Consider the following 19,892-nt stretch of genomic DNA (forward strand, 5'->3'; position numbering starts at 1 on the left):
TCACGTGGCCTGATCCCCGGCGGGGATGCAGGTCTTACACGATCAGTACTAGCCGGGACAGAGACCAGCCCGGACGAGCATCACACGGGCCGAGTTTTTGTCCCGAGGCCGGGACATCCCGCACGTGGTGCACGTATACGTTCGTTCTGAGAGAGGCAGCGCGTGCTTGGTTCTCGCTCCGCAGTCTGCGCAGTCCATCGTGGTGTGCGCCGGGTGCACCAGATGCACCCACCGGCCGTGCTTACGGCCCATCTCGACCAGGGCAGTCTTGGTCGCGCCGATCGCCGCGTCAGCGGCCTTCCTGGCCATGGTGGACTTCGCAAGGAACTTCGGCCGGAAGTCCTCCACGGCCAGGGCGTCATGGTCACGGACGACCTTCTTGGCCCACTTGCGGGCGGTGTCCTGACGCTGCCGGGCCACCTTCTTGTGCAGCTTCGCCGCCTGCCGCCTCGCCTCGCGGTAGCCCTTCGACCCGGCGCATCCACGCTTCGGCTTACGCCGGGACATCATCCGCTGATAGTGCACCAAGCGCTGGGCAGCACTCTTCCCGTGCTGCGGGTGAGGAAGGTCGTGGTCATCGCTGGTAGTGGTCGCAATCTCCTTCACACCCCAGTCGATCCCGATCACCCGGCCGGTTCCCGGCAGCGTCTCGGTCATGCCCCGGGCGACGAACGACGCGTACCAAGCTCCGGTGCTGTCGCGGTAGACGCGGACGCTGGAGGGCGGCTCGGGAAGGGCACGCGACCACACGACCGTCACAGCGATGCCGCCCGCCAGGTGCAGGCGGCCGTCCTTGAGCCGAAAACCCCGCCGGGTGTAGTTCAGCGACAGGTCGTCCTGGTGCTTCTTCTTGTACTGGGGCATCCCGGCCCGCTGCCGCACCGGCACAGCGGCCTTGATGTCCTTCAGCGCCTTCGCCCGCGACTTCGCGAAATCGCGTATCACCTGCTGCTGAGGAACACTGGAGCCTTCACACAGCCAGCCCATACAGGCACGCGCCTCGGTCAGCATCTTGTCCAGCCGGGCCGGACCGCACTTCTCGTTCTCGGCGTGCGCCTTCTTCGAGCGGGCGCAGCACTCATTCCACAGCCACCGGCACCGCGCCCATTCCGCTTCGAGGGCGCCAGTCGCAGTGGACGACACACGAAGGCGGAAGGTGTAGCGGGTATGCCCGACACCTGCCGTCTCCAGCGCCGCACTCGTCATGAACAACAACCTATCCGGGAGGACTGACAGTCGAGAGCTCTGACCCAACATGTGCTGCCTCACCACCACGGCGGGCGGACGCCGATCCGCCCCGCCGGCGAATCGGCTTCTCCTGCCCTGCTCCGCAGGAGTCCGATTCCTCCCCGGCCTGAAGGCCGGGGCATCCTCGGAGGAATCCGGTGAAGATCCCTCCGCGATGCCCTCACGCGAGTGGGTACGCGAAGATGTTCGTGCGCACCGTCCACTCCGAGGTCACCGACCGGATGCCCGTCTTCAGCCAGCGCCACCTACGCACCGGGCAGAACAAGTACGCCCAGCACTACAACGTGGGCGAAGACCACACTGCAGACACACAGCTGCGCCCACCGCGACCCGACCACCCCACCGCAGACCTCACCCACGGGAGCATCAAGCGCCACCCAGTCCTCAGCGGCCTCATCAACGAGTACGAGCGAGCGGCGTAGAGACGCAGGTCAGCACAGCGCCCCAGTTCTGGAACCCCACAGGGTTCTGCCCCGCCAGGCGCCCTCATCCCCCTCACTCTGAGCGAGAGGGACATTGCGCGGCATCTCGAATTATCTCCCCGAACCGACGCACGTCACACTCTGGCGCTTCCTCTCAGGCGGAGCACTCAGGCGAACCGGTTCACGCGGCCGGCACCGGGAACAGCATGCATGTACTCGTGGCGTGGGCGAGTACGCGGTCCGTCGCGTCGACCAACTGGGCCTGCGCGAGGGCGGTTTGGCGGCCGCTGCTCACGACCGTGCCGATGGCGCGGACCCTGCCGGTGTCCACGGTGATCCGCCGCAGGAACTTCACGGTCAGGTCGAGCGAGGTGTACGCGACTCCCTGGGGCAGCGTCGACTGGACGGCGCAGCCGGCCGCCGAGTCGAGCAGGGTCGCGTAGATCCCGCCGTGCACGCTGCCGATGGGGTTGTAGTGCTCCTCCCCGGGGACCAGCGAGAACACCACGCGTCCCTTCTCCACCTCGTCGAGGCGGAAGTCCACGGTCGCGCTCACGGGCGCGGCGGGCAGGCGTCCTGCCTGTATCTCGCGCAGGAAGTCCAGGCCGGAGGACTGCCCCACGGCGGCTGCCGTGAGCGCGGGGTCCTCCCACTCATACGTACGCGTCCGTCCCACAGCCCCGCTCCTCCCGATCTGACTTTGCAACTTGAAGTTAGCCCTGGACCATCTGGCTGTCAATCATGAAGTCAGGGTCCTAGGATGGGGGGATGGAGTGGCTTGAGACGAGCACGGAGAACTGTCCGGTCCAGCTCACGCTCGACGTGGTCGGGGAGAAGTGGACGCTGCTGATCCTGCGCGATGCCTGCAACGGCGTCCGCCGCTTCGACGACTTCCGCCGCCATATCGGCCTGTCGGAGGCGCTCCTCAGCGACCGCCTGCGGAAGCTGACCGCGGCCGGCATCCTGAGGGCCGTGCCGTACCAGGAACCCGGCAGCCGCTCCCGCAACGAGTACCGGGTGACCCGCAAGGGCTGGGACCTGTGGCCGGTCCTGGTGGCATTGAAGCAGTGGGGCGAGGCACACACGGGTGAGGGGCAGGGGCCGGTCATCGACCTGCGGCACGGGGAGTGCGGAGCCCCGGTGCGCGTGGCGGTCGAGTGCGAGCAGGGCCACACCGCCCTGTCCCCCGCCGACGTCACCGCACGGCCCGGCCCGGCGGCCCTCCCCCGCGCCTGACCCCACCAGCGGACTCCCCCCGCCCGACGACGTACTACTGGTCGTCACCCGACACGTCCGGGGTGCGCACGCCCACGATGCGCAGCGCGATGTCGCCGTACTGGTAAGCGAGTTGATCGACGGTGAACTCCCCGCCCTCACGGAACCAACTGGCCACTCCGATGCCCATGTCGAGGATCGAGTACGAGGCGATCCTGGCCGACTGCACCCCGAACGCGCGCTCGGCCATGCCTCGTTCGATCAGTTCGCGGAAGCGGCGCTCGTAGTCGCTGCGGCGGGCGAGCACCCGGTCCTGGTCGGGCTCTTCGAGGCTGCCGATCTCGCGGTTGCCGACGAACGCCTCCAGGCGGTGGCGGGCGTGGTAGCGGATGTGTGCCTCCACGGAGCGGCGCAGTTGCTCCCGTACATCGTCGGTGCCCGCGACGGCCGCCGTGTTGTCGGCGATGAGCTGCTCCATCGTGCCGATCATGATCTCGGCCAGCAGTTCGTGTTTGGACGCCACGTGCTTGTAGAGGCTCGGGCCGCGGATGCCGACGGCGGCGCCGATGTCGGTCATGGTCGTGGACCGGTAGCCCTGGGCGGCGAAGAGTCTCAGCGCGGCCTCGCGGATCCCGGACCGGCGGTCGGCCGCGGGTGCGCCCTCCGGGCGCGGCGGCCGGTGCGGACGCTCGTACGTCTCGCGTGGCGATGCGCTCACTTGACCCCCATGAAGCTATTGATGGTTAGCCGCCCGTGGTGCTCCTGCTGAGCAGTCACTATAGCTCGCTCTCTTGACACCACGCCTGGTTCGGCCATCTGATGGCTAATGGTCAGTAGCCAAGATCAGGGGTGAGATGTGTCCATCAGCTTCGAGATCGACGAGCGGGTCGCCGCGATCGCACGGCGCACCACGGAGTTCGTCCGCGACGTGGTGATACCCGAGGAACAGACATGCGGCGGCGGTGACGTGCACGCCGGGCCCGAACCGCTGCGGCGGCGGCTTCAGGAGGCCGCAAGGGCGGCGGGGGTGTTCGCCCCGCACGTCGGCGAGGAGTTCGGCGGGCTCGGGCTCGATCTGCGCGATCAGGCCGTCGTGTTCGAGGCGGCGGGCCGGTCGCTGCTGGGTCCGCTCGCGTTGAACTGCGCAGCGCCCGACGAAGGCAACATGCATCTGCTCGAGGTGGTGGCCACCCAGGAGCAGAAGGAGCGGTACCTGCGTCCGCTCGCCGCGGGCGAGGTGCGTTCCTGCTTCGCCATGACCGAGCCGGCGCCCGGGGCCGGATCCGATCCGCGCGCACTGGCCACCACGGCGACGCGTACGGACGGCGGCTGGCGGATCGACGGCCGCAAGTGGTTCATCAGCGGCGCCGACGGGGCGGCGGTCGCCATCTGCATGGCCCGCACCAGCGGTGCTCCGGGCGACGCGGGCGGAGCGACGATGTTCCTCGTCGACGCCGACACCCCGGGGCTGAAGATCGTCCGGAACATCGACACACTGGACCACGGCCTTTTCGGCGGGCACAGCGAGGTCGTCTTCGAGGGCTGCGAAGTGCCCGACAGTGCCGTGCTCGGCGCGGTGGACGAAGGCTTCCGGTACGCACAGGTGCGGCTCGGCCCCGCGCGCATGACGCACTGCATGCGCTGGCTCGGGGTGGCACGCCGGGCGCAGGACATCGCCCTGGAGCGGGCGGCGGAGCGCTCGGCCTTCGGCGGCCGCCTGGCCGAACTGGGCATGGTGCAGCAGTTGTTGGCCGACTCCGAGATCGACATCGAGACCAGCCGCGCCGTGCTGTGGCGGGCCTGCTGGGAGCTGGACCAGGGCCGCTCGGCCGCCCAGCACACCTCCATCGCCAAGACCTACGTGTCCGAGGCGGTCAACCGCGTCGTCGACCGCGCCGTGCAGGTGTGCGGCGCACTCGGCATCTCGGGGGACACCCCGCTGTCCCGGCTGTACCGGGAGGTGCGTCCCTTCCGTATCTACGACGGCCCGTCCGAGACCCATCGCTGGGCGATCGCCAAGCGGGCGGTGCGAGCCGCGGCCGAGCAGCGGGACGCGCGATGAGCCCGGCGCGCGCCGCGGTGGTCGGCGTCGACGTGCCCGCCCTGCAGCGCCACTTCGAGCGTCATGTGCCCGAGTGTGCGGGCGAGTTGAGCCTGAGCCTGCTGCACGGTGGGCGCTCCAACCTCACGTACGAGGTGACGGACGGGACGCACCGCTGGGTGCTGCGCCGGCCGCCGCTGGGCGTGCTGACGCCGACCGCGCACGACATGGACCGCGAGTACCGGGTCGTCGCGGCGCTCGGCGGGACCGGGGTACCGGTCGCCCGCGCGGTGCTGTCGTGCACGGACGCCGAGGTCATCGGCGCGCCGTTCTGCGTCGTCGACTTCGTCGAGGGCGCCGTGCTGCGCGACGGCGAAGAAGCCGCCGCACTGCCCGCCGCCGACGCCCGCCGCGCGGGGGACGCGCTCGTCGACGCCCTGGTGGAGCTGCATTCGGTGGACGCCGCCGAGGCCGGGCTCGGCGACTTCGGCCGGCCCGAGGGGTATCTGGAGCGCCAGCTGCGACGGTGGCGCGGGCAGTGGGCCAAGGTCGCCACGCGCGAACTGCCCGGCCTCGGCGCGCTGCACGACCGGCTCGCCGCCTCCCTTCCGGCGAGCAGCGGAGCGGCCGTCGTACACGGCGACTACCGCCTGGACAACACGATCCTGGCGCCCGGCGACTTCGGGCGGATCGCGGCGGTCGTCGACTGGGAGATGGCCACGCTCGGCGACCCGCTCGCCGACCTCGGGATGCTCCTCATGTACTGGGATCCGGTCTGCGAACCCGTCCTCGGTACGAGCCATGTCCCGAGCGCCAACCCCGGCTTCCCCACCGGCCGCGAACTGGCAGAGCGGTACGCCGCGCGGTCGGGCCGGGACGTCGCCTCCATTGCCTGGTACCAGGCGCTCGGGTGCTTCAAGCTCGCGGTGATCGCGGAGGGCATCCACGCCCGCTATCTCGCGGGACAGACCGTCGGCACGGGGTTCGAGCGCGTCGGCTCGGCGGTGCCGGCGCTGCTGCGCTCGGGTGCGGAGCTGCTGTCGTGACCGCCGTCGAACGCAACCAAGGAGTTCATGTGTCGAGCCGACTGTCCGGACGGGTCTGCCTGGTCACCGGTGCCACGGGCGGCATCGGCACCGCCGTGGCGCGCCGGCTGGCCGCCGAGGGCGCCGCGGTGGTGGTGACCGATGTGGACGCCGAACGCTGTGCGGAACTGGCGAAGGAGCTGACTGCCGACGGCGCCCGGGCGCTCGGCCTCGCCCTCGACGTCACCGACGAAGAGGCGTGGCGCGGCGCGGTCGCGCAGGTGGCCGACGAGCTGGGCGGCCTGTCCGTGCTCGTCAACAACGCGGGCATCGCCGCGATGCACACGGTGGAGACGGAGACCCAGGAGTCCTGGGAGAAGGTCATCGCGGTCACCCAGACCGGTGTGTGGCTCGGTATGAAGCACGCCGGCACCGCGATCGAGGAGGCCGGCGGCGGCTCGATCGTGAACATCGCGTCGATCTTCGGCACGGTCGGCGGCTTCGGCAGCCAGTTCTCGTACCACGCGGCGAAGGGCGCGGTACGGCTGATGACGAAGAACGCCGCGCTGCACTGGGCGACGCGCGGGGTGCGGGTGAACTCGATCCACCCCGGGTTCATCGAGACGCCGCACTCCCGCGAGCTGTGGCAGGGCACGCCCCGGTACACCGCGATGGTCGAGGGCACGCCGATGGGCCGGCTCGGCAGGCCCGAGGAGGTCTGTGGGGCGGTGGCGTTCCTCGCTTCGGACGACGCGAGTTTCGTCACCGGTTCCGAGCTGTACGTCGACGGCGGGTGGACGGCTCGCTGAGGGTCAACGGCGATGGGGGGCACGGCAGTTGCCGCGCCCCCCGCTCGTTGTGGCCGACCGGATCTCAGTTCACGCGCGTGTACTGCTGGACGCCGCCGACAGTCGCCACGGTGATCCGTCCCCGCAGCACCAGGACGTCCAGATGCGCCGCCGTCTCGTTGATCGCGAGCATCTGGTTGAAGTCGTTCAGTTCGCCGAACGGCACCTCCCTGCGCGTCCAGCCCAGTTCGCGGGCCACGGCGTGGGCGTCGAGCGTGGTGTCGCCGAGCGCGTTGAGGCTCTGCGCGAGGCGGTTGTCGTGGTGGGTGAGCAGTTCGGCGACGCGGGTGTGCGCGCTGTCGGTGACCGGCCCGTGCGCGGGCAGCAGGCGGGCGTCCGCGTACCGCGTCATCAGCCGCAGCGAGTCCAGGTAGTCGGCGAGCGGACGGCCGCCCGGCTCGGTGAGTTCGAAGCCGATGGACGGGGTGATGTGCGGCAGGACGTGGTCGCCGGAGAACAGCAGTCCGCGCTGTTCGTCCAGGAAGACCACATGTCCCTGGGTGTGTCCGGGGGTCGGCACGACCCGCAGCTCCCCCGCGCCGAAGCTGACGGTCTCGGCGCCCAGCCAGCGGTCGGGGGACTCCCAGACGGCGGGGTCGTAGCCGCCGTGGTCCAACTTCTCGATACGGTCGGCGAGTTCACCGGCGCCCGCGTCGCGCAGGGTCCGCAGCGAGCCGGCCGGCACATCGCTGCGCAGCCGGTGGAGCATCTCCAGACCGGGGCGTTCGCCCGCACCCAGATAGACGCGCGAACCCAGCAGACGGCGCAGCTCGACGGCGTTGGTGTAGTGGTCGCGGTGGATGTGGGTGACGAGGATCTGGCTGATGTCGGTGAGGTCGCGGCCGATGGCGGCCATGGCCTCCTCGAGCGCCTTGCGGGCCTCGGGGATCGCCCAACCGCCGTCGATCATGACGATGCCGTCGTCCTCGGCCAGGTTCTCCAGCAGATACACGTTGACGGCGTGGAGTCCGTCGTTGGGCAAGGGCAGGGGAACGCGGTGCACTCCGGGCTGGACGGTCTGGACTCCGGCCGCGGCCCACGGGCCCTGATCGAACCGCGCTGTCATGGTGCTCTCCCTCGCTGGCTGGTGTACCGCTGTGGATCGGGCGGCCGATCGGCCGCGTGAGGCCCGCTCGGCCGCGTGAGGCCCGTTGGCCTGGTAATGCGGGTTGGCTGAGTCGGGCCGGTTGGCCGTCTGGAACCGCTTGGCCGCGTACGGCCGGTGGCCCCCGGTCAGGTGCCCGCGCGTAGGCGCTGTGCCAGTCGTCCGGCCGCCGACCGGTCGAGCTTGCCGACCTTGGTCTGGGGCAACTCCTCGATGCCGTAGACGAATTCGGGCCACTTGGTCTTGGAGAGCCCGATGCTCTCCAGGTGGCCGGTCACCTCGGCGAGGTCGATGCCGCTGCCGTCCTCGGTGACGACGAGCAGCGCGACGCGTTCACCGAGCACCTCGTCGGGCACGGCCGCCACGCAGGCTCTGGCCACGCGCGGATAGCCGGCGACCGCCCGTTCGATCTCAGTGATGTCGATGTTGCGGCCACCGCGGATGATGATGTCCTTCTCGCGGCCCATGATGGTGACGGTGCCGTCCTCGTGGGTCATCAGCAGGTCACCGGTGGGGAAGTAGCCGTCCTGCGTCAGCGTCGGCGGTTCGACCCGGCCGGCGCGCGCGTACCCGACGAAGAGGGAAGGGCCGCGCACCTGCGCCCGGCCGGCCGTCTCCGGCCCGGCCTCGGCGCCCTCGGGCGTGAGCGCGCGCAGGTACGTGCCGGGGAACGGGCGTCCGTCCCTGCCGAGCCGTGTCTCCTCGGGGTCGTCCGGCCTCGGCGAGGTGTGCCCGAGGCACTCGGACATCCCGAAGACGCGAAGGATCTTCGTGCCCAGGGACTTCTCGGCGCGGGCCAGCGCGCCGCGGTCCATCGGCCCGCCGCCGACGGTGATCGCGCGGACTCCCGAGAGGATGCCGGACCCCGCGGCCTCGGCCCCCATCTGCAGCGCCATCGTCGGCACGCACATGGTCCAGCGGACATCGTTCTCGGCCATCCGCCGCAGCGCGAGGGCCCGGTCCCACTTGGCGGTGAGAACGAGCGGGCCGCCCAGGACCAGGGAGAGGTGAACGCCGAAGCAGTACGCGGCTGTTGATGACAGCGGCACGATCGCGGCCACCGCGTCGCCGGGCCGCAGGTCGTTGATCTCGATGGTGCTGGCGGCCGCGTAGGTCAGGGCCTCCTCGGACTGGACGACACCCTTGGGCCGCCCGGTCGATCCGGAGGTGAGCCCGATGAGGACACCTCCCGACCAGCGTGACGCGTCGGGCCGTTCACCGGAGCGGTGCACTCTCCAGCCGTCGAGCGCTGTGTCGTCGGCGCGGCCCGGCATCAGTTCGGACACCGCCCAGTCGGCCGTGGCCGACGGCTCGGCGACGACGGCGTCCGGCCGGATGTCCTCGAAGGCCGCCGCGAACTCGGCCGGTGTCGTGTGCCGGTTGACCAGCGCGAGGACACCGCCGCTCAGGCCCACGGCGAGGGCGCCGGCCACGGTGCGCCATGAGTTGTCGGCCTGGAGCATGACCGTGCCGCCCGCCCCGTCGGCGGACATCGCGTCGCTGAGCCGGGCCGCTTCGGCGAGCAACTCACGTGCCGTGTGCCTGCCTTCGTCATCGACGACGGCCAAGAAGTCGGCCTGCTCGGCCCTCTGTCGGAACTCCCGCACTACCTGTCGCATCCCGCTTCCTCGCTACGCTGTGCCGAACCCGGTGTCGAACGTTGCTGTGCGCAAGGCCGGTGGGGCCTCAGCCGGTGAACAACTCCTTCTCGAACCCCATCACCGCGATGCGCTTTCCCTTCATGTCGCCGACCTGCGCGACGGCGTCCGCCCACTCGGGGCTGGCGAGGGCCTTCTTCACGTCCTCCGGGGAGTCGAATCCGAGGACGGACATCCCGTCCCAGCCCTCGGAGCGCTTCTCCAGCGCCTGGTCGATGTCGGTGTGCCGCCAGGAGCGCAGACCGGGCAGCTTGTACGTCAGCTCCGCGTGGTCGCCGCGCCACCAGTCGATGAACTGCTCATGCGTCCACTCCGGGGGCTTCGCTGCCAGCAGGACGAGGTTGTACATGTCGCTCCTTCGTACAAGGCCGGTGACATCGGAAACGGGTGGTGCCTACTCGAAACGGATCTGCGAGGACCGGCCGATCAGCAGCCGCTCCAGCCGGCCGGCCGCGTTCACCCGACCGGCGGCGACGAAGCTCGCCTCGGGAACCTCGCCGCGCCGCACCTCGCCGAGGAACAGCTCGTCCTGGCCGAGGGTGGTCGCGGAGAGCCGGTGGTGGGTGCGCGTACCCCGCTCCCGCTGCTGCAGATAGCCGACCAGGGCGGCGCGGTCGCCCGCGAAGTCCGTGGCGTTGCCGTCGCCGGTGGAGAACAGGATGGACAGGGAGAAGTCGTCGCTGATCAGGTCGAGAATCCGGTCGGGCTCGTCGCTGTCGAGGATCTCGAACCAGGCGGTGAGGAAGGGGGCGGGGGCCGCGGTGGTGGCGGCGGCCGTGGAGGTCTCGGTCATGTGCGCTTCCCTTTGCCTTGCTGTCTATTCCGGCAGGTCGATGAGGTCGTACGTGGTGGTGAAGTACGACTGGTAGCGGGCCATGTGCCCGTCGGGCGTGACCACGGCGGCCGACAGGAAGGAACCGACCGCCTTCCCGGACTCGATCACCATCCCGTACACGGTCTCCAGATCGCCGTCACAGCTGTGCCGGAGGATCTTGTGCACCCGTTCGACGGCGTTGCGGCCCGCGATGTAGGCGGCGAAGTCGTCCTTGGACCGTCCCGTCGCCTCGCGGCCCGGCAAGGCGATGTGAAAGCGGAATTCCGGTACGAGGAGTTCGAGCGCCCGGGCGGGGTCGTCGCTGTCCATACGTGCCATGTAGGTGGGCAAGACGCTGGTCATGGTGTCCTTTCGCAGGGCTGAGAGGTGTGGGCGACGCGCTCCGCGGGCGGCGGTCAGTCCCGGGTGGGCGGGGTGAAGAAGTCGCCCTGCGACTCCCAGCGCCCGTTCTTGACGACGACCTTCTGCAGGTCGCGTGTGCCGAGGTGCCGACCGGCGCCGTAGTTGAGGACCGGGCCCACGCCCGTGTCGACGTGGCGCGCGGTGCGGTAGGCCCGCGTCAGTGACTCGCTGGTGACGGGACCGTCGATGGTCTTGGCGATCTCGACGAAGGCCTTGGCCGCTTCCCAGCCCCACAGGGTGATGAAGTCGGCCGGATGCCCCCGCTCGTACTTCTGCATCGCCGTACGGAACTCCTTGATGGCCGGGTCGTCGTCGTTCGGCGACTTGACCAGCTGGAGCGCCTTGAGGCCTTCGGTCGCCCGGCCCCCCAGCGTGAGCGTGGCCTGTGCCGCCACGGGCGCGTAGCCGTACACGGGGGCGGTGACGCCCTGCAGCCTCGCCTCCTTGAGGTAGGAGGCGGTCTCCGCGGCGGTCAGGATCAGCACGACGGCGTCGGGCTTCGCGGCCTTGACCTTGCTGATCACCGGGCTGTAGTCGGTGGTCTGGTACTTCACCGACAGCCGCTTCACCTGGACCGACGGATCGGTCTTGCGGGCGGCGGGGCCGATCGCCTTGGCCACGTTCACGAACGCCGCCGGGTCACTGTGCACGACGAGTACCTTTTTCGCCCCGTCCCGCGTCACCCAGTCCCCGAGCGCGGCCGCCTGGTCCTCGTACAGCGTCTGCAGACCGAACAGTCCGTCGCGGGCCGGCTCGTACCAGGAGGCGTCGCCGCCCAGTGTGTTGAGGACCGGCACCTTCTTCTGCTCGAGGACGAAGGGGAAGGTGGCCTGGGTCTGGGAGGTGCCGTTGGTCGCGACGATCGCCACGACCCCGTCCTGGTCCACGAGCCGGCGGGCGATCTGGACGGTCTGCTGCGGATCGTTGGCGTTGTCCTTGACGACCCAGTCGATGGTGCGCCCGTTGATCCCGCCGCGTGCGTTGACCGACTTGAAGTAGGCGTCGGCGCCCGCCCGTTCGGGGATTCCGAACGAGGCCAGGGGGCCCGTGAGCGGGTACCAGGCTCCTATTTTGATGATCTTGTCGTCCCCTGCCGAGGGGCTCTTGGTGCCGCAGGCGTTCGCCGTCAGGGCGAGCATGGCGGCGAGTGCGGCGATGAACGTGCGTGTCGCGCGTCGTCGCATGACCCCTCCTCAACTCAAAAACTCAACCTGAGTTCAGTTCAAGTTGATTTTAATGCTGCGGAAACACGCCTGGCAATGGTCTGTCACCGCTGTCACGGGACCGGGCACGAAAAGATCCCCTGACGGGAGACCCGTCAGGGGATCGGTCACTGGATGTGTGCGCGGCGGATCGATCCGTCAGGAGGCGATCATCCGCACGCAGGCACCCTCGATCAACTCGCCGATCTCCGACAGCGGCGTCGGCCCGGCCGGCCGGTACCACCGCCACACGCTGACGATCAGGCCGAGCACGCTCGCCCCGAGCAACTGGGCGTCCCGCAGCGGGAAGGCGCCCTGGGACATCCCCCGCACCAGCAGGTTGGTCCAGTCCCGCTCGACGACCTGGACGAGCTGGCGGGCGGCGATCCGCTCGGCCTCCTCCCGCTTGGACTTGCGGGCCCCGGACAGGAGATCCATGTGGTTCTGCAGGATGCGCATCTGCAGCACCTCGTGCTCCGAGACGTCGTACGCGGCACGGACGCCGGCGCGCAGCGCCTCCACGGGGTCGTCCGCGCTCTCGGTCGCCTCGACGAACCGGTCGTGGGAGCGCTGCAGCTCAAGCCGCATGATGGTGAGCAGGCAGTGTGTCTTCGACTCGAAGTAGTGGTAGAGCGCGGTCTGGCCGATGCCGACCCGCTCCGCCACGGTCGACCACTTCGTGGCCTCGAAGCCCGTCTCGCCGAAACAGTCCACGGCCGCCGCGAGGATGGCCGCGCGCTTGGACCGCGGCCCCGCCTCCGGTTCAAGGATCCTGGTCATGACTCTCTCTCCTGGCCGTCACTCAGCGTGTCCGTACCGAGAGTAAACCCAAGTTGAACTCAGTTGCCAACCGAATGCCTAGACGCGTTCGAGGACGGTCGCGTTGGCCATGCCGCCGCCCTCGCACATCGTCTGCAGACCATAGCGGCCGCCGGTCCTGCGCAGCTGGTGGACGAGTGTGGTCATGAGCCGGGCGCCGGTGGCGCCGAGCGGATGGCCGAGGGCGATCGCCCCGCCGAAAGCGTTGATCTGCTCGTGGGCGGCGCCGAGTTCCTTCTGCCAGGCGAGGACCACGGAGGCGAAGGCCTCGTTGATCTCGACCAGGTCGATCCGGTCCATCGCAAGGCCCGCCTTGTCCAGGACCTTTTCGGTGGCAGGGATCGGGCCGGTCAGCATGTGGATCGGGTCGGAGCCGACCACGGCCATGCTGTGCACCCGTGCGAGCGGCGTCAGGCCGTGGCGTCGTACGGCCTCCTCGGAGGCGATCAGCAGGGCGGCGGCGCCGTCGGAGATCTGGCTGGAGACGGCCGCGGTGAGCCGGCCGTCCTCGGTCAGGGTCTTCAGGCCCGCCATCTTTTCCAGCGTGGTGTCGGCGCGCGGGCCCTCGTCCGCGGTGAGCCCGAAGGCCGGGGTGATCTCGTCGTCGAAGTCCCCGGCCGCCTGCGAGGCCAGTGCCCGCTGATGGCTGTGGAGCGCGAACTGCTCCATGTCGTCGCGGGAGATCCCCCACTTCTCGGCTATCAGCTCGGCCCCGCGGAACTGGGACACTTCCTGCTCGCCGAAGTGCTCGCGCCAGCCGTTGCCCGCGTACGGGCTGCCCATCCCGGCCTGTTCACCGACGAACATCGGACTGGCGATGGGCACGAGGCTCATGACTTCCACCCCGCCCGCGACCACCAGGTCGGCGGCGCCGGAGCCGACCGCCTGGGCAGCGAAGTGAACGGCCTGCTGGGAGGAACCGCACTGGCGGTCGATGGTGGTGCCGGGGACGTGCTGGGGCAGCCCCGCCGACAGCCACGCGGTGCGTGCGACGTTTCCGGTCTGGGCACCGATCTGGCCGACGCAGCCGAAGTACACGTCGTCGACCGCGCCCGGGTCGACGCCGGTCCGCTCCAGGAGGGCGCGCAGCACACGGGCGCCGAGGTCGGCGGGGTGGACGCCGCTGAGCGCGCCCTTGCGGCGGCCGACGGGGGTACGGACGGCTCCGACGATGAAGGCTTCCGACATGGTGGGCTCCATGGGGTTGGGGGGACGGGATCAGGTTCCGGAGGTCAGGGACGGGGCGCGGGCGAAGTCCGGCGCCCGCTTGCCGAGGAAGGCGGCGACGCCCTCACGGCCCTCGTCCGAGGCGGCCGCGGCGGCGAGCGCACCGGCCTCGCGGTCCAGATGAGGGCCGAGGTCCGAGGTCAGCCCGGCGGCGACGAGCCGGCGGGTGGCGCCGAACGCGGCGGTCGGTCCGCGGCGCAGGGCCTCGGCGGTGCGCGCCGCCTCCTCGGTCAGCAGATCGGCGGCGACGGTGCGGCTGACGAGCCCGATCTCCTCGGCTTCGGCTGCCGGTATCCGGCGGTTCGTCAGCAGCAGGTCGAGCGCCCGCTTGGGCCCGACGAGGCGCGGCAGGAACCAGCTGACCCCGGCGTCCGGCGAGTACCCGATGCCGGTGTACGCGGCGGTGAACGAGGCGTTGTCCGCGGCGAGCGTCACATCCGCGGCGGCGGCGAGCCCGATGCCCGCGCCCGCGACGGCTCCCTGCACGGCGGCCACCATGGGCGCGTCGAGCCGGGCGAGGATCCGCAGCGCCTCGTGCAGCGCGTCCGTCACCGCGATGAGGTGCTCCTCCAGCGCCGCGCCGTCGAGCCGCGCGAACTCCCGGAGATCGCCGCCGACGCAGAAGGACCTGCCCTCGCCCGTGAGCAACACGGCCCGCACATCGGCCCGTTGGCAGGCCAGCGCGGCGTCCAGCAGTCCCCGGGCCGTCGCCAGGCCGATGGCGTTGCCCGCGTCGCCGCGCCGCAGGGTGACGCGGGCGAGTCCGTCGTCGCTGATGTCGATGCCGACGCTCATCGTGCCGTCCATCCGCCGTCGACGGTCAGGACCTGCCCGGTGCAGTACGTGGAGGCGTCCGAGGCGAGGAACAGGAGCGCGCCGTCGAGTTCATGGCCGTCGCCGCCGCGGCCCAGCAGGGTGTTGCGCCCGACCCAGCGGCTCGAGCGCTCGTCTGCGAAGAGTTCCGCGGTCATCTCGGTGCGGAACCAGCCGGGGGCGAGCGCGTTGACGCGGGTTCCGCCGCTGCCCCACTGGCCGGCCAACTCGCGGGTCAGGCCGATGAGTCCGGCCTTGGAGGCCGAGTAGCTCGCGCCGCCGAGGGGCGAGGCGGAGACCAGACCGAGGATCGAGGAGACGTTGATGATGCTCCGGCCACCGGGCGGGCCGGGTGCTTCGGCGGTGAGCCGAGACAGGTGGAACGGCGCGGTGAGGTTGACGCCCAGCACGTCGGCGAAGGCGTCGGGGGACTCGTCCTCGGCACGCGTCTCGCCGGAGACGGCCGCGTTGTTGACCAGGATGTCGATGCGGCCGGTGGCGGCCAGAGCGGTCTCGGCCAGCCGCTCGCGGTCGGCCTCCGCCGCGACGTCGCAGGCGACGGGGTGGATACGGGCGTCCGTGTCGGCGAGTTCCTTGAGCCGGTCGATGCGGCGGGCGGCGGCGAACACGGTGGCGCCGGCCTGCGCGAGGACAGCGGCGAAGCGTGCGCCGAGCCCGGCGGAGGCGCCGGTGACGATCGCCGTCCGGCCTTCCAGGGAGAACAGTTCGGCGGCGGGCCGCAGCGTGCTCACTCGTCCACCCCGATGGGCAGGGCGGTGGCGCCGCCGTCGAGCACCAGCGTCTGGCCGGTCATCCACGAGGAGGCGTCGGACGCCAGGAACAGCGCCGCGTTCGCCACGTCCTCGACCGTGCCGAGGCGGCGCATGGGCAGCTTGGCGGTGAGGACGGGCTCGCGCACCTCCCACACGGCCCGCGCCAGTTCGGTCTTGATCAGCCCGGGAGCGATGGCGTTGACCCGTGCTCGCGGCCCGAGTTCGTAGGCGAGCTGCCGCGTCATGTGGAGCATGGCGGCCTTGGTGGCGTTGTAGTAGCCGATGTGCGGGTCGACGACGAGCCCGCCGACGGAGGCGATGTTGACGACCGCTCCCCCGTGCTCGGCCATCCAGGCCCGCCAGGCGGCCCGGGTCCAGGCGATCATGCCGTACTGGTTGACGCGTACGGTCTTCTCCGCGCGCGGCAGGTCCAGGTCGAGGAGGTCTCCGTTGTACGGGTTGGTCGCGGCGTTGTTGACCAGGATGTCCAGGCGGCCGAAGCGCGTCATGGTCTCGTCGACGCAGGCCTCGGCCTGGTCGGGCTCGCCCGCGTTGGCGACGACGGTGTGGACGTCGCCGTCGCCCTTCACGCGCAGCAACTCCTCGCGCGCCTCGGCGAGTCCGGCGGCCTTGCGGGCCGCGATCACGACGTGGGCGCCCGCCGTCCGGTAGGCGGTGGCGATGCCCAGGCCGATACCGCGGGATCCGCCGGTGATGACGGCGACCCTGCCGTCGAGGATGTCGGTGCTCACGCCGCTCCTGCCTTCGTGTCGGTCTTCTGCTCGGTCTTCCGGTACTTGGCGAGTTCCTGCCGTGCGACGGTCCGCAGGTGTACTTCGTCGGGGCCGTCGGCGATGCGCAGCGCCCGCGTGATGGCGTACAGCCGGGCGAGCACGGTGTCGTCGCTGACGCCGGCGGCGCCGTGCGCCTGGACGGCCCGGTCGACGACCTTGTGGGCGACCTCAAGGGCCGCGACCTTGATCGCGGCGACTTCCATGCGGGTGGCGGCGTTGCCGACGGTGTCCATCAGCCACGCCGACTTGAGGACAAGGAGGCGCAGTTGCTCGATCTCGATGCGGCTGCGGGCGATCCATTCGCGCACCACGCCCTGGCCGGCGAGCGGTCCGCCGAAAGCGATGCGTTCGGTGGTCCGCTCGCACATGAGCTGGAGGGCGCGCTCGGCGAAGCCCACGGCGCGCATCGCGTAGTGCATGCGTCCGGGACCGAGGCGTCCTTGCGCGAGGGCGAAGCCTTCGCCCTCGCCGCCGAGGATGTGGTCGGCGGGCACGCGGACGTTCTCGAAGAGCACCTCGCCGTGTCCGCACCGGTCGGTGTAGCCGAACATCGGCAGGTCGCGCACGACGGTCACGCCCGGGGTGTCGCGCGAGATGAGCACCATGCTCTGCTGCCGGTAGGTGGGCGCGTCGGGGTCGGACTTGCCCATCAGGATGATGAGCCGGCAGTCGGGGTCGAGGATCCCGGAGGTGTACCACTTGCGGCCGTTGACGACGTAGTGGTCGCCGTCGCGGGTGATGCGCGTACGGATGTTGCGTGCGTCGGAGCTGGCGACCTCGGGTTCGGTCATGGCGAAGCACGACCGGATCTCCGCCTCCAAGAGGGGCCTGAGCCACCGCTCCTGCTGTTCGGGCGTGCCGTACAGCGCGAGGAGTTCCATGTTGCCGGTGTCGGGCGCCGAGCAGTTGAACACCTCGGGGCCCATGATGGAGCGGCCCGCCAGCTCCATGAGCGGCGCGTATTCGAGGTTGGTGAGTCCGGCGCCCCAGTCGCCGTGCGCCATGAAGAGGTTCCACAGGCCCTCAGCGCGGGCCTTCTCCTTCAGCTCCGTCATCACCGGCGGCAGCGCGTGCGGGTCGCCGGCCTCGGCGATCTGCCGGTCGTAGACGGCCTCGGCGGGGAGTACGTGCTCCTGCATGAACGACCGCATGCGGTCCTGGAGTTCACTCGCGCGGGGCGAGAATCCGAAATCCACGATGGCTCCTGTCCACCGGTGCCCGGTCGGCGTGGGCACCGGTGTCGTGACGTGTGTGGTCGGCGGCCGGGGCGGCTCAGCCGAGGAGGTCGCGCGCGGTGCGGATCATCGCGGCGATGGTGGGCGGCAGTCGCTCCTGGTCCGGGTCGTGGTGCTTGCCCTCGCGGTGCCGGCGCAGGTTGTGGCCCATGATCGCGGCCATCTTCATGCGGCCGAGGGCACGGAACCAGTCCATGGCGGGCAGCGCCGGTGCGCCGTCGAGGTAGGCGGCGAGCAGCTCGTCCTCGCTGGGCAGTCCTGTGACGGCTCGCCCCAGTTCGGGGAAGTTGCGGTGGTCGGCGAAGAGCAGGAACCACCCGAGGTCGATCCGGGGATCGCCGACGCTCCAGATCTCCCAGTCCACGACGGCGACCGCGCGCTCCTCGACGCACAGCACATTGCCGAGCCGGAAGTCGCCGTGCAGCAGCACGGACGGCAGATCGGCGGGCACGTCTTCGCTGAGGCGGGCGAGCAACTCTTCGCCACCTGGCCGTAGTTCGGCTGGTACGGCGTGCAGGGTGCGGCTCCACCGCTCGAGCTCTCCTGCGGCGCTGAACGGCGGCGGCGCGTCGAGGCCGGGTGCGTCCACGTCGGTGTCGTGCAGGCGCCGCAGTACGTGGGCGATCTCCAGCATGCGGGCCCGCGCGGTCGCCGGGGGCACCTCCGGGTCGTCGAGTACGGGCTCCAGCGCCTCCCCCGCGGCGAAGTCCATGGCGAACCAGGCGGGTTGGGCCTCGTCCACGGCGGCGACGCCCGGCACGGGCACCGGGGACCCGGCCAGCGCGGACAGGACCCGCGCCTGACGCAGCACGTCGTTGCGGCCGACGGCCCGCTGCCCCGGTGGCACCGCCTTGACGACGTACCTCCCGTCCCCCGCCGTGACCGAATACGTCAGCCCGGAATGTCCGCCCGGAAGGGTCCTCAACTCGCCTACAGACGCCCCGGGTTGGACGCCGGTGAGCGCGGCGGCGACCCGGTGGGCCAGCTCCGTCTCCTGGATGGACGTGCTCATCGGACGGGCTCCTTGGGCAGGCCGAGCACGCGCTCGGCGAGGATGTTGTGCTGGATCTCGTCGGTTCCGCCCGCGATGCTGTAGCCGGGCGCGCCCAGCAGATGCTCGGTCCAGGCGTACGTTCCCCACTCCCCGGTGTCGGCGACGAGGGACGGGCCGAGCAGTTCGGAGACGAGGTCGCTGGTGCGCCGCATGGTCTCGGTGGCGTACAGCTTGCCGACCGAGGCCTCCGCGCCGGGTTCGCGTCCGGCGGCGAGTGCGCCGGTGACGCGCAGCCCGATGAGCCGCTGCACGAGTGCGCGGACGCAGAGGTCGGCGGCCCGCTCCTGTTCGGCGCCGGTGAGCGGGCGGGGCAGATGCCCGGCCAGTTCGACCGCGCGGTCGGCGTTGTCCAGGCCGAGGTTGCCGGAGTCGAGGCGTTCGGCGGCAAGGACGCTGAGGGTGACCCGCCAGCCCTCGCCGATCGGTCCGAGCCGGTCGGTGTCCGGGACGGCCACACCGTCGAGGTAGACCTCGTTGAAGCTGGCGCCGCCGGTCATCTGGCGGATGGGCCGCACGGTCACGCCGGGCGCGTCCATGCGGACCAGGAAGACGGTGATGCCGGCGTGCTTGCGTACGTCGGGGTCGGTGCGGCACACGGCGACGCCCCAGGTCGCGACGGTGGCGCCGGAGGTCCACACCTTGTGTCCGGTCAGCACCCAGTTCTCGCCGTCGCGCACCGCCTTCGTGCGCACCCCGGCGAGGTCGGAGCCCGCCTCGGTCTCGGAGAAGAGCTGGCAGGCCAGTTCGTCGGTGCGCAGCATCGGCCGCAGCCAGCGGGCCTTCTGTTCCTCGGTGCCCCAGATGCCGATCGCGGGGGCGACTAGCTGCTGCGTCACGGGGAAGATCTCGGTGCGGTGGGGTACATCGAAGGCGGCTTCCTCGGCGCGGTAGAGCTGGTCGTAGTACGCGGGCAGGCTCCGACCCCCGTACACCGCCTGCCAGTTGAGGGCACCCCAGCCCTGGTCGTAGCGGGTCCGCTCCCACTCCTGGGTGCGGCGGGTGTGCGCGCGCTCCTGCTCCTCGGTCCAGTTCTCGAAGACCGCGACGGAGTCGGGGCCGCTGCCCCACTCCCCGGCGGCGGCGCGCGGCGCGGCGACGCCGGCGAGCCAGCGCCGGGCGGCGGCGCGGAACCCCTCCGGTTCCGGGATGCCGTTCATCTTTTCGTGCACCTCCTGC

Annotated in this window: 21 protein-coding genes and 1 pseudogene; 5 read left to right on the forward strand and 17 right to left on the reverse strand. The window is 70.7% G+C overall.

Features of this window, described 5'->3' with window-relative positions:
- Window positions 1-32: 32 nt before the first annotated feature.
- Window positions 33-1,206: pseudogene (locus tag OG456_RS02040) on the reverse strand (RNA-guided endonuclease InsQ/TnpB family protein); the annotation flags it as partial.
- 224 nt (window positions 1,207-1,430) lie between these two features.
- On the opposite strand from OG456_RS02040, the gene OG456_RS02045 reads away from it, so the two are divergent.
- Window positions 1,431-1,670: a hypothetical protein gene (locus OG456_RS02045; RefSeq protein WP_266556624.1), complete on the forward strand. Its 240-nt coding sequence runs from the start codon at window positions 1,431-1,433 to the stop codon at window positions 1,668-1,670.
- Between the two features lie 181 nt (window positions 1,671-1,851).
- On the opposite strand, the gene OG456_RS02050 is transcribed toward OG456_RS02045, so the two are convergent.
- Complete coding sequence (locus OG456_RS02050; RefSeq protein WP_266556626.1) at window positions 1,852-2,346, reverse strand: PaaI family thioesterase; 495 nt, start codon at window positions 2,344-2,346, stop codon at window positions 1,852-1,854.
- Between the two features lie 92 nt (window positions 2,347-2,438).
- Between OG456_RS02050 and OG456_RS02055 the strand changes: the two genes are divergently transcribed.
- A complete protein-coding gene (locus tag OG456_RS02055) occupies window positions 2,439-2,906 on the forward strand; it encodes a helix-turn-helix domain-containing protein (RefSeq protein WP_266556628.1) in 468 nt (155 codons plus the stop codon).
- A 34-nt stretch (window positions 2,907-2,940) separates the two neighbouring features.
- Here OG456_RS02055 and OG456_RS02060 read toward each other — a convergent pair whose 3' ends face one another.
- On the reverse strand, window positions 2,941-3,603 hold the full coding sequence (locus OG456_RS02060) for a TetR/AcrR family transcriptional regulator (protein ID WP_266556630.1): 663 nt from the start codon (window positions 3,601-3,603) through the stop codon (window positions 2,941-2,943).
- Between the two features lie 138 nt (window positions 3,604-3,741).
- Here OG456_RS02060 and OG456_RS02065 point away from each other — a divergent pair, with 138 nt between their 5' ends.
- The 3 genes from OG456_RS02065 to OG456_RS02075 are packed head-to-tail and all read left to right on the forward strand — an operon-like array spanning window position 3,742 to window position 6,760.
- The gene (locus tag OG456_RS02065; RefSeq protein WP_266556632.1) at window positions 3,742-4,947 is read left to right on the forward strand and encodes an acyl-CoA dehydrogenase family protein; all 1,206 of its coding nucleotides are present in this window, start codon (window positions 3,742-3,744) and stop codon (window positions 4,945-4,947) included.
- On the forward strand, window positions 4,944-5,972 hold the full coding sequence (locus OG456_RS02070; RefSeq protein ID WP_266556634.1) for a phosphotransferase family protein: 1,029 nt from the start codon (window positions 4,944-4,946) through the stop codon (window positions 5,970-5,972). Before OG456_RS02065 ends, OG456_RS02070 begins: the two co-directional genes overlap by 4 nt.
- Before the next feature lie 29 nt (window positions 5,973-6,001).
- Window positions 6,002-6,760 carry an SDR family NAD(P)-dependent oxidoreductase gene (locus OG456_RS02075; protein ID WP_266556636.1) on the forward strand — a complete coding sequence of 253 codons (759 nt, stop codon included), beginning with the start codon at window positions 6,002-6,004 and terminating at the stop codon, window positions 6,758-6,760.
- A gap of 64 nt (window positions 6,761-6,824) precedes the next feature.
- Here the strand turns inward: OG456_RS02075 and OG456_RS02080 are convergent, their stop codons facing one another.
- From OG456_RS02080 to OG456_RS02145, 14 genes are all read right to left on the reverse strand, one after another.
- Window positions 6,825-7,865, reverse strand: a complete 1,041-nt coding sequence (locus tag OG456_RS02080) for an MBL fold metallo-hydrolase (RefSeq protein ID WP_266556638.1) — start codon at window positions 7,863-7,865, stop codon at window positions 6,825-6,827.
- Window positions 7,866-8,032: 167 nt separating this feature from the next.
- On the reverse strand, window positions 8,033-9,523 hold the full coding sequence (locus OG456_RS02085) for a class I adenylate-forming enzyme family protein (protein WP_266556640.1): 1,491 nt from the start codon (window positions 9,521-9,523) through the stop codon (window positions 8,033-8,035).
- A 67-nt stretch (window positions 9,524-9,590) separates the two neighbouring features.
- On the reverse strand, window positions 9,591-9,911 hold the full coding sequence (locus tag OG456_RS02090; RefSeq protein ID WP_266556642.1) for an EthD family reductase: 321 nt from the start codon (window positions 9,909-9,911) through the stop codon (window positions 9,591-9,593).
- Window positions 9,912-9,956: 45 nt separating this feature from the next.
- Entirely contained in the window at window positions 9,957-10,355 is a 399-nt protein-coding gene (locus tag OG456_RS02095; RefSeq protein ID WP_266556644.1) for a hypothetical protein, read from the reverse strand.
- A gap of 24 nt (window positions 10,356-10,379) precedes the next feature.
- A complete protein-coding gene (locus OG456_RS02100) occupies window positions 10,380-10,739 on the reverse strand; it encodes a nuclear transport factor 2 family protein (RefSeq protein ID WP_266556646.1) in 360 nt (119 codons plus the stop codon).
- 53 nt (window positions 10,740-10,792) lie between these two features.
- Window positions 10,793-11,983, reverse strand: coding sequence for an ABC transporter substrate-binding protein (locus tag OG456_RS02105; protein WP_266556648.1), 1,191 nt, complete (start codon window positions 11,981-11,983; stop codon window positions 10,793-10,795).
- A gap of 177 nt (window positions 11,984-12,160) precedes the next feature.
- Window positions 12,161-12,781, reverse strand: coding sequence for a TetR/AcrR family transcriptional regulator (locus OG456_RS02110; RefSeq protein ID WP_266556650.1), 621 nt, complete (start codon window positions 12,779-12,781; stop codon window positions 12,161-12,163).
- Window positions 12,782-12,859: 78 nt separating this feature from the next.
- Window positions 12,860-14,008 carry an acetyl-CoA C-acetyltransferase gene (locus OG456_RS02115; RefSeq protein WP_266556652.1) on the reverse strand — a complete coding sequence of 383 codons (1,149 nt, stop codon included), beginning with the start codon at window positions 14,006-14,008 and terminating at the stop codon, window positions 12,860-12,862.
- Window positions 14,009-14,038: 30 nt separating this feature from the next.
- Window positions 14,039-14,842, reverse strand: coding sequence for an enoyl-CoA hydratase-related protein (locus tag OG456_RS02120; protein ID WP_266556654.1), 804 nt, complete (start codon window positions 14,840-14,842; stop codon window positions 14,039-14,041).
- The gene (locus OG456_RS02125; protein ID WP_266556656.1) at window positions 14,839-15,612 is read right to left on the reverse strand and encodes an SDR family NAD(P)-dependent oxidoreductase; all 774 of its coding nucleotides are present in this window, start codon (window positions 15,610-15,612) and stop codon (window positions 14,839-14,841) included. Before OG456_RS02125 ends, OG456_RS02120 begins: the two co-directional genes overlap by 4 nt.
- Window positions 15,609-16,385 carry an SDR family oxidoreductase gene (locus OG456_RS02130; protein WP_266556658.1) on the reverse strand — a complete coding sequence of 259 codons (777 nt, stop codon included), beginning with the start codon at window positions 16,383-16,385 and terminating at the stop codon, window positions 15,609-15,611. The genes OG456_RS02125 and OG456_RS02130 overlap by 4 nt, the downstream gene beginning before the upstream one ends.
- Window positions 16,382-17,623, reverse strand: coding sequence for an acyl-CoA dehydrogenase family protein (locus OG456_RS02135; protein ID WP_266556660.1), 1,242 nt, complete (start codon window positions 17,621-17,623; stop codon window positions 16,382-16,384). Before OG456_RS02135 ends, OG456_RS02130 begins: the two co-directional genes overlap by 4 nt.
- 76 nt (window positions 17,624-17,699) lie before the next feature.
- Window positions 17,700-18,674 (reverse strand): phosphotransferase family protein, encoded by a 975-nt coding sequence (locus OG456_RS02140; RefSeq protein WP_266556662.1) that lies wholly within the window; start codon window positions 18,672-18,674, stop codon window positions 17,700-17,702.
- Window positions 18,671-19,873 carry an acyl-CoA dehydrogenase family protein gene (locus tag OG456_RS02145; protein WP_266556664.1) on the reverse strand — a complete coding sequence of 401 codons (1,203 nt, stop codon included), beginning with the start codon at window positions 19,871-19,873 and terminating at the stop codon, window positions 18,671-18,673. The genes OG456_RS02140 and OG456_RS02145 overlap by 4 nt, the downstream gene beginning before the upstream one ends.
- Window positions 19,874-19,892: the final 19 nt, after the last annotated feature.

The sequence above is a fragment of the Streptomyces sp. NBC_01446 genome, from assembly GCF_026340095.1.
Lineage (GTDB): Bacteria > Actinomycetota > Actinomycetes > Streptomycetales > Streptomycetaceae > Streptomyces > Streptomyces aureus.

What these genes read in the sequence shown, in the direction of transcription:
- OG456_RS02045 (WP_266556624.1), top strand. Translation starts at nt 1,431, where the DNA reads ATGTTCGTGCGCACCGTCCACTCCGAGGTCACCGACCGGATGCCCGTC.
- OG456_RS02140 (WP_266556662.1), bottom strand. Translation starts at nt 18,674, where the DNA reads ATGAGCACGTCCATCCAGGAGACGGAGCTGGCCCACCGGGTCGCCGCC.
- OG456_RS02100 (WP_266556646.1), bottom strand. Translation starts at nt 10,739, where the DNA reads ATGACCAGCGTCTTGCCCACCTACATGGCACGTATGGACAGCGACGAC.
- OG456_RS02055 (WP_266556628.1), top strand. Translation starts at nt 2,439, where the DNA reads ATGGAGTGGCTTGAGACGAGCACGGAGAACTGTCCGGTCCAGCTCACG.
- OG456_RS02110 (WP_266556650.1), bottom strand. Translation starts at nt 12,781, where the DNA reads ATGACCAGGATCCTTGAACCGGAGGCGGGGCCGCGGTCCAAGCGCGCG.
- OG456_RS02070 (WP_266556634.1), top strand. Translation starts at nt 4,944, where the DNA reads ATGAGCCCGGCGCGCGCCGCGGTGGTCGGCGTCGACGTGCCCGCCCTG.
- OG456_RS02120 (WP_266556654.1), bottom strand. Translation starts at nt 14,842, where the DNA reads ATGAGCGTCGGCATCGACATCAGCGACGACGGACTCGCCCGCGTCACC.
- OG456_RS02095 (WP_266556644.1), bottom strand. Translation starts at nt 10,355, where the DNA reads ATGACCGAGACCTCCACGGCCGCCGCCACCACCGCGGCCCCCGCCCCC.
- OG456_RS02115 (WP_266556652.1), bottom strand. Translation starts at nt 14,008, where the DNA reads ATGTCGGAAGCCTTCATCGTCGGAGCCGTCCGTACCCCCGTCGGCCGC.
- OG456_RS02145 (WP_266556664.1), bottom strand. Translation starts at nt 19,873, where the DNA reads ATGAACGGCATCCCGGAACCGGAGGGGTTCCGCGCCGCCGCCCGGCGC.
- OG456_RS02080 (WP_266556638.1), bottom strand. Translation starts at nt 7,865, where the DNA reads ATGACAGCGCGGTTCGATCAGGGCCCGTGGGCCGCGGCCGGAGTCCAG.
- OG456_RS02090 (WP_266556642.1), bottom strand. Translation starts at nt 9,911, where the DNA reads ATGTACAACCTCGTCCTGCTGGCAGCGAAGCCCCCGGAGTGGACGCAT.
- OG456_RS02085 (WP_266556640.1), bottom strand. Translation starts at nt 9,523, where the DNA reads ATGCGACAGGTAGTGCGGGAGTTCCGACAGAGGGCCGAGCAGGCCGAC.
- OG456_RS02105 (WP_266556648.1), bottom strand. Translation starts at nt 11,983, where the DNA reads ATGCGACGACGCGCGACACGCACGTTCATCGCCGCACTCGCCGCCATG.